The following is a 13,101-nucleotide window of genomic DNA, read 5'->3' on the forward strand; positions in this document are numbered from 1 at the left end:
TCTCACTGTGAGACCCGTATCGAAATCATTATACTGAAAAATTTATAGAATTTCAATGCAAGGATGAAGATTCTTGAAAAATTAACATTAATATAAGAAAGAATGGGGCTGATATGAAAAAAAGAACATAAAAGCTGGAGAAAAAGAGGGGATAGAAGTAAAAAAACAGCCGACAGAAGCTGAAAAATGTTTCTGTCGGCTGTTTGAACGGACCTTTGCAATAGGTTTCTGCATTGGTCAAGTTGAATGTGAGGGATGGATTACTCCTGTGTAATTCCGGTTACTTCATAGCCAGCGTCTTTGATTACCTGGCGGATTTTGTCCTCGTCCACTTTCTCTGGTGCTGAGAAAATAGTAGTTCCGGCATCATGGGAGGATACAACATCCTGTACCCCAAATGCTTCCTGGATTGCTTTGTTTACGTGTGCTTCGCAATGTCCGCACATCATTCCTGTTACATTAACTGTCACTTTTACCATGGTATTATTCTCCTTTTTGTTAGTATTGTTATTAATATCGCTGCATTCGTTCAAAAGCTTGCAGCTGTTATTAATCGTTTGTTCTGCATCTGAAGTTTTATCTGCATTGAATGATTTTGAGAAAACAGCAGATGATGCTTCAGAGGAATCAGCAATATTTCCAGAATTGGATTCTATGGAAACCGGATTTTTGATTTTTTTATCTTTAACTGCGTCATGAATTTTAAACAGGTTTAGCCTCAACGCGTTGGTAACTACACAGAAGCTGGAAAGGCTCATGGCAGCAGCGCCGAACATCGGGTTCAAGGTCCATCCGAAAATTGGAATCCATACGCCGGCAGCCAGCGGAATACCAATTACATTGTAGAAGAACGCCCAGAAGAGATTCTCGTGGATGTTGCGAAGAGTAGCGCGGCTCATACGGATAGCAGCTGGCACGTCGGAAAGCTGGCTTTTCATAAGGACAATATCTGCTGCGTCGATGGCTATATCCGTTCCGGCACCGATGGCAATACCAATATCTGCTCTGGTAAGGGCTGGTGCGTCGTTGATTCCGTCGCCAACCATGGCAACCTTGCCTTTTTCCTTCAGGGAGCGGATGACGCTCTCTTTTCCATCTGGAAGGACGCCTGCAATAACCTGGTCAACACCTGCCTGTGCGCCGATGGCTCTGGCCGTGCGCTTGTTGTCTCCGGTAAGCATAACTACGTGGATACCCATATTCTGAAGCTCTTTGACCGCCTGTGCACTGTCCGGTTTGATTACATCAGCAACTGCAATGATTCCAAGAAGTTTTCCATCTTTTGCGAAAAGAAGAGGAGTTTTTCCTGCTTCGGCAAGCTTCTCGGCCTGGTTCATAAGAGACGGAGAGACAGCTGCCAGAGTGTTGATGTATTTCATGCTTCCGCCGATAAGCGTGGAAGCGCCAAGCTTCGCAGAGAGTCCATTGCCGGGAAGAGCCTGGAATTCTGTGACTTCCTGGGCTGTAAGACCAAGGCTTGCAGCTTTTTCCAGAATGGCTTTCGCAAGAGGGTGCTCGCTCTTTTTTTCAAGGGCGTAGGCAAGGGTGAGAAGATCGTTCTCAGATACGTCGTCTGCAGGGAGAATGTCAGTAACCTCCGGCTGACCGTTTGTGATGGTTCCGGTTTTGTCAAGGGCTACGATCTGAACCTTTCCGGCTTCCTCAAGGGAGACGGCTGTTTTGAAAAGGATACCGTTTTTGGCACCCATTCCGTTTCCAACCATAATGGCAACCGGAGTGGCAAGACCAAGGGCGCATGGGCAGCTGATGACCAGAACGGAAATTCCTCTTGCCAGGGCGTAGCCAGCCTCATGACCGGTAAGCAGCCAGACAATAGTTGTTATAATTGCAATGGTGATAACAGCAGGTACGAAAACACTGGAAACACGGTCTGCGATTTTTGCAATAGGAGCTTTGGTGGCTGCAGCATCACTGACCATTTTGATGATCTGGGAGAGGGTGGTGTCTTCGCCAACGCGGGTAGCTTCACATTTGATGAAACCAGACTGGTTGACTGTGGCTGCGGAGACAAGATCTCCGGCAGCTTTGTCAACAGGGATACTCTCACCTGTAAGGGCAGATTCGTTGACTGCACTGGAGCCTTCGATAATCACACCATCCACCGGGATGTTTTCACCAGGGCGAACAACAAAGGTGTCACCTTTTACAACCTGGTCAATGGGAACGGTGGCTTCCTGGCCGTTTCGGATGACAACGGCAGTCTTGGGAGCAAGCTTCATAAGACCTTTTAAGGCATCCGTGGTCTTGCCCTTGGAACGGGCTTCCAGCATTTTTCCAACGGTGATCAGGGTCAGGATCATAGCGGCAGATTCGAAATAGAATTCCATCATGTAGTGCATGACAAGTTCGGAATTGCCGTCAACCTGGGCTCTGGTCATGGCGAACAGGGCGTAGACACTCCATACAAAGGAGGCCATGGAGCCGAGAGCTACCAGGGTATCCATGTTCGGAGAGCGGTGCCACAGACTCCTGAAGCCACTGATGAAAAATTTCTGATTGATGACCATGACGATTCCTGCAAGAAGCAGCTGTACAAGTCCCATGGCGATATGGTTGCCATCAAACCAGGCTGGCAGCGGCCATCCCCACATCATGTGTCCCATGGAAAAGTACATCAGCACCAGAAGAAAACCTACTGAGGCAATAAGCCGTTTCCTGAGGAGTGGCGTTTCGTGATCTTCCAAGGCTTTCTCAGCATCGGAAACGGATTCCGTCTGACCGGAAGCACCCTTCAGGCTGCAGCCGTATCCGGCTTCTTCTACAGCTGAGACAATGGCAGAGGCTGAGGCAGTTCCTTCCACTCCCATGGAATTGGTAAGCAGGCTTACGGAGCAGGAAGTAACTCCCGGAACCTTGTTTACCGCTTTTTCCACACGGGCGCTGCAGGCTGCACAGCTCATGCCGGTGACGTTGTATTGTTCCATAATAAATTCCTCCTTCGAATACAGTGTTTCGATACCAACGGACTGCTCTGCGCATTCGTACCTCCGCAGGCAGGTACACATTCGGAATGCGCTGGTATCTCACTTCATTAGCTTCTGCAAAGTTGCAACCAGCTCATCAATGGTTTCGTCTTTACCATCACGGATATCTCTTGCCACACAGGTTCGGATATGATTGGCGAGAAGTTCCTTATTAAATGCATTCACAGCGGCATTTACAGCTGCTGACTGAATAAGAATATCGTTGCAGTAAGCGTCATTCTCCAGCATTCCTATAATACCCCTTATCTGGCCTTCAATACGTTTCAGACGGTTTACCAGCTTCCTGCGCTCTGCTTCGGAACGATCGGTGTGCTTGGTACAACAGCAGGAACAGACCTTCTTGGTAGGTTCCTGGCTGGAAAGAGTTGCAGGATCGGCTGCGGTGTGGCTGCAGCAGGATTCGGATTTATAATCAGCTGTCATAGGCGGACTCCTTTCCTTATATACCCCTCAGGGGTATGTATTTGATGAAACCAATATATACCCTGGCGGGGTATTTGTCAATAAGTAATTCACAGAAAACCTGAGAATTGCGGCGCGAAACCATGCGAAAGCATGATTCCTGTGTATCGCGAAGCGTGTTGCTATGAACGGAGTGAATAGTAATCTGTTTGAAAAATTATTCCCGCAATCTGCACGCCCCACTTTGCGGTATATTTCTTCCGAATTTGTTTGCGTAGCCAGCTACGGCGTCTTCATGCTACGGTGCCCTCATCCGGACGAAATCTCCCACAAATTGTGCCGCACATCTTGCGGAACGCATTTTCTAAATACACTATAGTTCATAGAAAATACATAAAAAGTTCATAAAAAATATATAATAATATGGTACATATTAAATATCCGAGTCGAATATGTATAATGGTTATAGCGCAAAGGTTGCATCATAAACATGATGCGCAAAAGAGAATCCGGTGAGAGTCCGGAACGATGCCGTCACTGTGTAAGGGAGCTGCTTCAGAGCCCACTGGGAAACCGGGAAGGGGGAGCAGTGTTGACCGAAGTCAGGAGAACTGCCTTTGCGTGGAATCTTAGGTCTGCGGTACACAGAACTTGTATTCTCATAACGATACATGAATATTTCCTGAATGTTTTTTGGAAGAAAAGTGTGTATATGAGAATGTGTGCAGTCGCAGAAAATGCGGCTGTTTTTATGCAATGGGAGATTGGTGATAGATTTCCCATAGGATTCTTTATACGTGATTCTATCCGGAAATACAAAAAAAAGAGGAAAAAGAAATGAAAAGAAAATCTTTATTAGCAATCCTTCTTGCAGCTTCTATGGCAGCAAGCATGACAGCAGCAACAGCAACTGTTGCATTTGCAGAGACAGAGGAAGCAGCAGAGGAGACAACAGACGATGCTGAGACAGCTGATGATGCTGAGGCAGCTGATGATGCTGAAGCAGCTGATGATGCTGAGACAACAGACGATGCAGAAGCAGCTGATGACACTGCAGATGCAGATAAGGAAGCGGCTGATAAAGTAGCAGCACTTATCGATGCTATTTATGTTCAGGAGAGAACAGATGATACAGATGAGCAGTGCAAGGAAGCTAAAGAAGCATGGGATGCCCTTACAGATGCTCAGAAAGAGCTTGTAGAGGGAGAAGAGGCAAGTCCAGAGTATTTCGGACGTGACACAGGTGATGCTTCCAAGGATGATCCGCGTAATCAGGACGAGATCGGTGAGAATGAGCTTCTTGTAGTAAGCTTTGGTACTTCCTTTAACGACAGCCGTGCAGAGGATATCAAAGGAATCGAGGATGCTCTTGCAGAAGCATTCCCGGATTGGTCTGTAAGAAGAGCATTTACCGCTCAGATCATTATCAACCATGTACAGGCAAGAGATGATGAGAAGATTGATAACATGCAGCAGGCACTTGACCGTGCAGTAGCAAACGGTGTTAAGAATCTTGTAGTTCAGCCTACACATCTTATGCATGGTGCTGAGTACGATGAGATGGTAGAAGCTATTGATGCTTACAAAGATAAATTTGAATCTGTAGCAATCGCTGAGCCAATGCTTGGTGAGGTTGGCGATGACGCTACCGTTATCAACGATGACAAAGCTGCTGTTGCTCAGGCAATCACAGATGAAGCTGTAAAAGAAGCTGGATATGACAGCATGGAAGCAGCTGCAGAAGATGGAACCGCATTTGTATTCATGGGACATGGTACTTCCCATACAGCAAACGTTACATATGACCAGATGCAGACCCAGATGGAGAAACTTGGATTCACAAACGCATTCATCGGTACTGTAGAAGGTGAGCCAGAGGATACAGCTTGTGATGAAGTTATCAATAAAGTAAAAGATGCCGGATTCAAGAAAGTAATCCTTCGTCCGCTTATGGTTGTTGCTGGTGACCATGCAAACAATGATATGGCTGGTGATGATGACGATTCCTGGAAGAGCATGTTCGAGGCTTCTGGAAATTTCGATGAGATTGACTGCCAGATCGAAGGTCTTGGAAGAATTGACGCTGTTGAGCAGCTTTATGTAGCTCATACTCAGGCAGCTATTGATTCCATCGCGAAATAATTATTCTGGTATAAATTGTTATTGCAACAGAACAAAAGCAGCTGCTCCTACACTGTGGGGCAGCTGTTTGAGTAATAAAACAAATACGGTACACACAAGTGCACCGTAAATAAAGAAAAAGCAAGGAGAGTTATTATGAAACGTTCATTAGTCATTTTATTAACAGCTGTAAGTATTTCCGCTATGACAGCAGGAACTGCATTCCCGGCATTTGCAGAAGCCACAGAGGCTGAGGCAGAGGAAACCAAAGATGGTGCAGAGAATGCCGCAGACAGCGAACTTGAAGACGGTGTTTATGGTGTAGAGTTTGACACAGACAGCAGTATGTTCCATGTAAATGAGGCTTGCAACGGAAGAGCTACCCTCACTGTAAAGGATGGTAAAATGACCGTTCATATTACTCTCGTTTCCAAGAATATTGAGAATGTTTTTCTTGGAACAGCAGAGGATGCACAGAAAGACGGTGCCGAACTGATTCAGCCTACTATTGATAAGGTAACTTACAGCGATGGCATGACAGAGGAGGTTTATGGATTCAATGTTCCAGTAGAGAAGCTTGATGAAGAATTTGACCTGGCAATCATTGGTAAAAAGGGCAAATGGTATGACCATAAGGTAAGCGTTACGGATGTGCAGGAGCAGACTGAGGAAGAAAAAAATGCAGTTGAGATCGGTGAGGAAGAGAAAAGCGAAGATGCTGATACAACTACAGATGCAGCTGCCGAGGAAGAGAATAAGGATTGATCAATAATCTGAAAGGGACATCACATGAGCGAAAACGGTTCATGCGATGTCCCTTTTTATATTTATTTTGTTTTGCCCTCACCGGCAAAATATTCTTTTGTCAGCTTCACAACTGTACCGGAAAGCAGGAACAAAGCAATCAGGTTGGGAATTGCCATAAGACCGTTAAATGTCTCGGCAATGCTCCACATCAGTCCAAGGTTGGCAGTTGCGCCAAGGATGGCAACCAGGGAATAAATAACCATAAAAGGTTTGATCACTTTTTCAGAGAACAGGAACTCGATGCAGCGGGCACCGTAAAGTCCCCATCCGACTGCTGTGGAAAAAGCGAAGCAGCACATGGCAATTGCTGTAAAAATGGATACCCAGCTTCCATATGTAGAAGTAAATCCAAGGATCGTAAGCTCTGCACCGGCTGCTTTTCCATAATCAACAGCAACGCCGCTGCAAAGGATAACCAGTGCAGTCAGTGTACAGATCACGATGGTATCTGTAAAGACTTCAAAAATACCGAACATACCCTGTTTTACAGGCTTTTTGGTATCTGCACACGCATGGGCAATGGATCCGGTACCAAGACCGGCCTCATTAGAGAAGATACCACGGGAAACACCTTTTTTTAAACTGGTGAACATACTTAAAACAATGCCGCCTGTTACAGCTCTGGGCTGAAATGCCCCTCTGAAAATAGAAGCGAATACAGCTGGTACATTCTGAATGTTCAGAAGGATAACTCCCAGTCCGAGAAGGATGTAAAGCAGAGCCATAAATGGAACAAGCTTTTCGGTAACATGGCCAATTCGTTTGATTCCTCCAAGAAGGATCATGGCGATCAGAATGGCAATTATGATTCCGATGATCAGGTTGGAAGTGGAAACGGCGCTTTCGCTGATCACGTTATAATTCAGCAATGCAGAATTGATCGCAGTGGTGATAGTGTTGACCTGTGTGGCGTTGCCGGTACCAAATACAGTGAGCACGCCGAATGCTGCGAACAGATAAGCCAGCCAGTGCCATTTTTTGCTAAGACCGTTCTTGATGTAATACATGGGACCGCCTACCAGTTCACCGTTGGCATTGATCTCGCGGTAGTGTACCGCCAGGGTGACCTCAGCATATTTGGTACACATGCCAAACAGTGCAGAAACCCACATCCAGAATATGGCTCCGGGACCGCCGATTGCGATAGCGCCTGCTACACCGGCAATATTGCCAGTACCGACCGTGGCTGCAAGTGCTGTACACACTGCCTGGAAAGGCGTGATAGCACCGTCAGATGCGTCGCGTTTGCGGAAAATACGTCCAAGGGTTGTTTTGATTGCGTAGGGGAATTTGCGGATCTGAAGAAAATTGGTGCGGATACTAAGATAAAGACCAACTCCGAAAATACAGACCATTGCAGGAACGCCCCAGATAAAATTATTTACAGCGGTGTTGATGGTTTCGATTATTTGCAGCATAAAATACCTCTCTGGAAGTTTTTTTGGATGTATGTGAACGAAACTGCTTCCATGTCACACACATTATTAAACTGGTGCAGCCAGAGCCTGTTTGAAAAATCATTCTTGCAATCTGCACGCCCGCTTTGTGGGAAATTTTGCCCGAATTCAGTTGCTGTAGCCTGCTACGGCGCCCTTATCCGGGCAAAAACTCCCACAAATTGTGACGCACATCTTGCAAAAAGCCTTTTTTAGATATGCTCTGGAGCTTCATTTATGTGAAGATATGACAACTACTGCACCATATTTAGCGGATAAAATTTGTCTTGATCTTATCTTCCGCCTGAGGAACTGCAATACCTGCCGCTTTCCCTGCTTCCAGGGATTTCAGAAGCCATGCCATATTGTTTCCAAGTGAGCGCATGATCTGAAGTCCTTCTTCATCCTGCGCAACTTCTGCAGGAGTATTTCCGTGAACCATGTTCCAGTAGTTAGCAGATACAACAGGCATTTCATGATAGCTGAAATATTTCTGAAGAACGTCTAAAGTAGCTGTGGTGCCGGCTCTTCTTGCAGAAGCAACTGCTGCAGCTGGTTTGTGGAGCATGTCTTTGCCTGCCATGGAGCAAAGCTTATCCATAAATTCAATGATCTGTCCGGATGGGGAAGCCCAGTATACCGGAGAACCAACTATAAGTGCATCTGCTTCTTTTAATTTCGCCGCGGCGGCTTTTACATTATCTGTATCCGGATTTCCAGCTTGGAAAATCTCAGTATCAATTCCATTATGATTCAGTGTTTTTGCCACTTCACTAAGTGCGGTGAACGTACAGCCTTCCTTGCGCGGGCTGCCATTTAAGAGTAAAACCTTCATGTTTTTCATCCTTTCTGAAGTAAGTTATATCAGACTGCGATAGCCGCAATCTGCATGCATCATCTCTCTAAAGCGGTAATGTATCTTCTTATTATACGATAGAAATAGTTGGATTTCAAGAGAATGGTTTTATTTTAAAAACACAATATGTTCACAATTTAAGATTATAATAAAAAATATTTGAACTATTCAGCAAATATTATTCCGCAAGGTATTTTATGTGAATCTGACTCACATAAAAATCGAAATCTTCGGCGCCCCACTTTGCGGTATATTTTGCCTGAATTGGTGAATGGTTATAAACATTTATTATGCGACAGAAAGGAAGTAGTAAGTGCTTCAGATCAAAGACATACACAAAGAATACAGAACAGGAAATTTGGTACAGCGTGCCCTGGACGGAGTGAGCCTTAGTCTTCGGGACAATGAATTTGTTGCAATTCTTGGTCCCAGCGGTTCGGGAAAAACCACTCTTCTGAATATTATTGGTGGTCTTGACCGGTACGATAGAGGCGATCTGATCATCAATGGGATTTCTACGAAAAAATATAAAGACAGGGACTGGGACTCTTATCGAAATCATACCATAGGATTTGTGTTTCAGAGTTATAATCTGATCCCACACCAGACAGTTCTTGCAAACGTGGAGCTTGCCCTTACCATTTCCGGTGTATCAAAAAGTGAGCGGAGACGCCGTGCAAAAGAAGCTCTGGAAAAAGTAGGCCTTGGTGCCCAGATCCACAAAAAGCCAAGTCAGATGTCAGGCGGTCAGATGCAGCGAGTGGCAATTGCCAGAGCACTTGTAAATGACCCGGAAATTCTTTTGGCGGATGAGCCAACAGGAGCCCTGGATTCAGATACCAGTGTACAGGTTATGGATCTTTTGCAAGAGGTCGCAAAGGAACGATTGGTAGTAATGGTCACCCACAATCCGGAGCTTGCTCAGCTTTATGCCACCAGAATCGTGACGGTAAAAGATGGGCGGCTCCTTTCTGATACAGATCCGTTTGTGATAGACAGCGAGAGCATGGCACCTCCTGTTCACAAGAATATGGGAAAATCCTCCATGTCCTTTTTTACTGCACTTTCCCTTAGCTTTCAGAATCTGAAGACTAAGAAAGCCCGGACCTTACTTACTTCTTTTGCAGGCTCCATCGGTATTATCGGAATTGCGCTGATCCTTTCCATATCAAATGGTGTAGACAAATACATTACAAATATGGAAGAAGAAACACTTTCAGAATATCCGTTGCAGATACAAAGCACAGGAGTGGATCTTACCTCTATGATGATGGGAGCAGCCACAGCGCAGAGTGGGAAAAAAGATGGGGAAGTAGGAGTTGCCCAGATGGTGACTAATATGTTCTCCAAAATGAATTCCAATGATCTGGAGTCTCTGAAGGTTTACCTGGACAGTAATGAAAGCAGCATTTCCCAGTATGCAAATTCGGTGGAGTATACGTATTCTGTTTCTCCCCAGATTTTTCTGGAAAATGGAAAAAATATCCGACAGGTAAATCCGGACAAATCTTTTTCGGCTATGGGTTTGGGCTCTGGTTCCTCCAACAGCATTATGTCTTCTACCATGAGCACTGATGTTTTTCATGAAATGCCGGAAGATGCTGATCTTTATAAGGATCAATATGACGTGAAAGCGGGAAGATGGCCTGAAAATTATAAAGAATGTGTACTGGTGCTTACTTCACAGGGCGATATCAGTGATTTTCTCCAGTACACTCTTGGGCTTCGGGACGGTAAGGAACTGGATGATATGGTTCAGAAATTTATGGCAGAAGAGGCAGTGGAAACGCCAGAAAACGAGGGCCCATACACCTATGATGAAATCCTGGGGAAGAAATTTAAGCTGGTAAACAGTACCGATTATTATGAATATGATGAAGAATATAAGGTCTGGAAGGATAAATCAGACAACAGCTCTTATATGAAAAAACTGGTGAAAAACGGAGAAGATCTGACAATTGTGGGAATTGTCCAGCCTGTGGAAGGTGCCACTGCTTCCATGCTCACTGCAGGAATCTGTTATACCCCGGAGCTTACCAAACATGTGATCGAGAAGGCTGCTTCCAGTGAAATTGTGAAGCAGCAGCTGGCGGATGAAAAGATAAATGTTTTTACCGGAGAGGAATTTGGAAAAGAAGACAATGAGAACAGTAAGTTTGACATGGAATCCCTTTTTTCCATTAACGCGGATGCCCTGCAGGAGGCCTTTCAGGTAGATCTCAGTGGATTTAATATGGACCTGTCCAGTCTTTCGGGGCTGTCCTCCGGATTGAATGTGGAAATGCCGGATATGCCTGACATGTCAGCTCTGGCTGGAAATATAAATCTGGATGAGAGCAGTATGCCGGATCTTTCCAAGCTTATCAAGCTGGATGACCTTGATCTGGATCTTTCCCATATGATTGATCCGGAAGAAATTCTGAAAAATCTTCCGGCAGACCAGGTTCCGGATATGAGTCAGGCGCTGAAGTCAGTGAAGTTTGATTTTACAGAAGAGAAGGTAACTGCTTTGCTGAAAGAGGTTCTTACTGGTTATCAGGAAAGCATTAAAGATAAACCGGAAGCAGATATGGATAAAATGCAGGCAGCATTGAAGCAGTATTTGACATCAAAAGAGATGAACGAACGTCTGTGCAAGGATCTGCAGGAGCTGGTGAAAAATAACGTGAACGTGGATATGTCTTCGGAAAAACTGATCGCAGTGGCTGTGGGGCTGATGAACCAGTATCAGGAGTATGCCAAGGCAAATGGTATCACCCAGACAGATGTGGCTAGCATTCTTGCCTTTTTAAGTCAGGGGGAAATCCAGCAGCAGATCAAAGAGGAAGCAGAGAATCTGGTTAAAAACAGCGTGACAGTGAATATTACCACAAAACAGATACGGGATCTTCTTATGCAGGACGTTGTAGCTGCTTATCCGGAGTATGCCAGGAATAATTCCCTTCCGGACCCGGCTAATCTGGGAACCTATTTTCTGGAATATATGCAGACAGAGGATGGGCAGAATCGTCTCATGAATGGACTTATGACTCTTGTGGATACCAGCGAGGTGCAGACGCAGTTTTCCCAGGCAATGGAAATTTACATGAAATCCATGATGACTTCTTTCACAGATGCAATCGCAAAGGGGATTGAGTCAAAATTTACAGAGATAATGGAACAGGTGGAAAAACAGCTTACGAAGGGAATCCAGACTGCTATGGAGCAGATGATTGGAAATATCAGCTCCGGTATGCAAGAGGCAATGCAGTCTGTGATGACCAGTGTATCATCGAGTCTTACTTCTGCCATGAGCCAGGCTATGAGCGGACTTGGCGGATTGGGAAGCGGCATGGGAAATATGGAAGATGCGCTTTCCATTAATCCGGAGGCTTTTGCAAAAGCAATTCAGATGAACATGAATGAGGACGACCTCTCAGAGCTCATGATGTCCCTGCTGTCATCTGAAAATTCTTCTTATGACGGAAATCTGAAAAAGCTTGGATATGCAGATCTAAATGTTCCTGGCGGAATTAATATCTATCCAAAGGATTTTGAAAGTAAATCAGAAATTGTAGGTATTCTGGATCAGTATAACGCGGATATGGAAGCGGCAGGAGAGGATGAGAAGGTGATCACTTATACGGATCTTGTGGGAACGCTGATGTCGTCAGTTACGAATATTGTAAATATTATCAGTTATGTTCTGGTGGCTTTTGTAGCGATTTCCCTTGTGGTTTCTTCCATTATGATCGGTGTTATCACGTATATCAGTGTTCTGGAGAGGAAAAAAGAAATTGGTATTCTAAGAGCGATTGGTGCTTCCAGGCACAACGTGTCACAGGTGTTCAATGCGGAGACGTTTATTATCGGATTTTGCGCAGGTGCTATGGGGATTGGAATTACATTGCTTCTTCTCATTCCTGCGAACAGCATTATCCGGTCACTGGCTGACGGAGTGAATGTGAAGGCGGCTCTTCCTCCTGTAGCAGCAGTAGTTCTGATCGGACTGAGCGTGGTTCTGACTCTTCTTGGCGGACTGATTCCATCAAGAAAAGCTGCTAAAAGTGATCCGGTGACAGCGCTTCGAACTGATTAAAATAACAGAATTTGATGACTGATTTTGACCATCATTATAAAATACAGAAAAATGCAGGGTTCAGGTTGGGGCACAGCCTGATATCTGCATTTTTTTGTGATTTATGGATATTACTATTCGTACAGCCAATAGTAAATAACCGCTATATTGACCTGTCTGATCTGTCATATACTGCGCCAATGTGGCAGATACTTAATTTTCACTGTACTGGAGCGCGTCTGAAAAATCATTCCCGCAATCTGTACGCCCCACTTTGCGGTATGTTTCGCCCGAATTCGGTTGCCGTAGCCTGCTACGACGCCCTCATCCGGACAAAATCTCCCACAAATTGTGACGTACATCTTGCAGAAAGCTTTTTTGAACATGCTCTGGCACATCGTTGCATATAAAAAATCA

9 protein-coding genes, 3 pseudogenes and 1 riboswitch are annotated in these 13,101 nt (G+C 45.1%); of the genes and pseudogenes, 5 read left to right on the forward strand and 7 right to left on the reverse strand.

Annotated features, from left to right (window positions below; translation table 11 throughout):
- Positions 1-260: 260 nt before the first annotated feature.
- The 3 genes and pseudogenes from ABHC48_RS09915 to ABHC48_RS09925 form a co-directional block, all read right to left on the reverse strand.
- Positions 261-2,945: a heavy metal translocating P-type ATPase gene (locus ABHC48_RS09915; protein WP_195699987.1), complete on the reverse strand. Its 2,685-nt coding sequence runs from the start codon at positions 2,943-2,945 to the stop codon at positions 261-263.
- A gap of 99 nt (positions 2,946-3,044) precedes the next feature.
- Positions 3,045-3,428 (reverse strand): metal-sensing transcriptional repressor, encoded by a 384-nt coding sequence (locus ABHC48_RS09920; protein WP_118579507.1) that lies wholly within the window; start codon positions 3,426-3,428, stop codon positions 3,045-3,047.
- Positions 3,429-3,589: 161 nt separating this feature from the next.
- Positions 3,590-3,754, reverse strand: a pseudogene (locus tag ABHC48_RS09925) (DUF6783 domain-containing protein).
- A 110-nt stretch (positions 3,755-3,864) separates the two neighbouring features.
- A riboswitch (cobalamin riboswitch) is annotated at positions 3,865-4,041 on the forward strand.
- Positions 4,042-4,244: 203 nt separating this feature from the next.
- On the opposite strand from ABHC48_RS09925, the gene ABHC48_RS09930 reads away from it, so the two are divergent.
- Positions 4,245-5,549 carry a sirohydrochlorin cobaltochelatase gene (locus ABHC48_RS09930; RefSeq protein WP_195699988.1) on the forward strand — a complete coding sequence of 435 codons (1,305 nt, stop codon included), beginning with the start codon at positions 4,245-4,247 and terminating at the stop codon, positions 5,547-5,549.
- Positions 5,550-5,684: 135 nt separating this feature from the next.
- On the forward strand, positions 5,685-6,293 hold the full coding sequence (locus ABHC48_RS09935) for a hypothetical protein (protein WP_319017265.1): 609 nt from the start codon (positions 5,685-5,687) through the stop codon (positions 6,291-6,293).
- Positions 6,294-6,355: 62 nt separating this feature from the next.
- On the opposite strand, the gene ABHC48_RS09940 is transcribed toward ABHC48_RS09935, so the two are convergent.
- A complete protein-coding gene (locus ABHC48_RS09940) occupies positions 6,356-7,753 on the reverse strand; it encodes a sodium:alanine symporter family protein (RefSeq protein WP_173774153.1) in 1,398 nt (465 codons plus the stop codon).
- Between the two features lie 51 nt (positions 7,754-7,804).
- On the opposite strand from ABHC48_RS09940, the pseudogene ABHC48_RS09945 reads away from it, so the two are divergent.
- Positions 7,805-7,924, forward strand: a pseudogene (locus tag ABHC48_RS09945) (DUF6783 domain-containing protein); the annotation flags it as partial.
- Here the strand turns inward: ABHC48_RS09945 and ABHC48_RS09950 are convergent.
- Together ABHC48_RS09950 and ABHC48_RS09955 are read right to left on the reverse strand one after the other, a co-directional pair.
- Positions 7,901-7,966 carry a DUF6783 domain-containing protein gene (locus ABHC48_RS09950; protein ID WP_306797093.1) on the reverse strand — a complete coding sequence of 22 codons (66 nt, stop codon included), beginning with the start codon at positions 7,964-7,966 and terminating at the stop codon, positions 7,901-7,903. The pseudogene ABHC48_RS09945 and the gene ABHC48_RS09950 sit on opposite strands and share 24 nt — an antisense overlap.
- 73 nt (positions 7,967-8,039) lie before the next feature.
- Positions 8,040-8,606 (reverse strand): flavodoxin family protein, encoded by a 567-nt coding sequence (locus tag ABHC48_RS09955; RefSeq protein WP_118579516.1) that lies wholly within the window; start codon positions 8,604-8,606, stop codon positions 8,040-8,042.
- Between the two features lie 334 nt (positions 8,607-8,940).
- Between ABHC48_RS09955 and ABHC48_RS09960 the strand changes: the two genes are divergently transcribed.
- Positions 8,941-12,705 (forward strand): ABC transporter ATP-binding protein/permease, encoded by a 3,765-nt coding sequence (locus ABHC48_RS09960; protein ID WP_195699989.1) that lies wholly within the window; start codon positions 8,941-8,943, stop codon positions 12,703-12,705.
- A 164-nt stretch (positions 12,706-12,869) separates the two neighbouring features.
- On the opposite strand, the pseudogene ABHC48_RS09965 reads toward ABHC48_RS09960, so the two are convergent.
- Positions 12,870-13,007, reverse strand: a pseudogene (locus tag ABHC48_RS09965) (DUF6783 domain-containing protein); the annotation flags it as partial.
- Here ABHC48_RS09965 and ABHC48_RS09970 point away from each other — a divergent pair.
- Positions 12,966-13,094 carry a DUF6783 domain-containing protein gene (locus ABHC48_RS09970; RefSeq protein ID WP_313721186.1) on the forward strand — a complete coding sequence of 43 codons (129 nt, stop codon included), beginning with the start codon at positions 12,966-12,968 and terminating at the stop codon, positions 13,092-13,094. The pseudogene ABHC48_RS09965 and the gene ABHC48_RS09970 overlap by 42 nt on opposite strands.
- The last annotated feature ends 7 nt before the right edge of the window (positions 13,095-13,101 follow it).

The sequence above is a fragment of the Ruminococcus sp. 1001136sp1 genome (genome assembly GCF_039841815.1).
GTDB lineage: Bacteria > Bacillota > Clostridia > Lachnospirales > Lachnospiraceae > Blautia_A > Blautia_A faecis.

What these genes read in the sequence shown, in the direction of transcription:
- ABHC48_RS09915 (WP_195699987.1), bottom strand. Translation starts at nt 2,945, where the DNA reads ATGGAACAATACAACGTCACCGGCATGAGCTGTGCAGCCTGCAGCGCC.
- ABHC48_RS09920 (WP_118579507.1), bottom strand. Translation starts at nt 3,428, where the DNA reads ATGACAGCTGATTATAAATCCGAATCCTGCTGCAGCCACACCGCAGCC.
- ABHC48_RS09930 (WP_195699988.1), top strand. Translation starts at nt 4,245, where the DNA reads ATGAAAAGAAAATCTTTATTAGCAATCCTTCTTGCAGCTTCTATGGCA.
- ABHC48_RS09935 (WP_319017265.1), top strand. Translation starts at nt 5,685, where the DNA reads ATGAAACGTTCATTAGTCATTTTATTAACAGCTGTAAGTATTTCCGCT.
- ABHC48_RS09940 (WP_173774153.1), bottom strand. Translation starts at nt 7,753, where the DNA reads ATGCTGCAAATAATCGAAACCATCAACACCGCTGTAAATAATTTTATC.
- ABHC48_RS09955 (WP_118579516.1), bottom strand. Translation starts at nt 8,606, where the DNA reads ATGAAGGTTTTACTCTTAAATGGCAGCCCGCGCAAGGAAGGCTGTACG.
- ABHC48_RS09970 (WP_313721186.1), top strand. Translation starts at nt 12,966, where the DNA reads ATGTTTCGCCCGAATTCGGTTGCCGTAGCCTGCTACGACGCCCTCATC.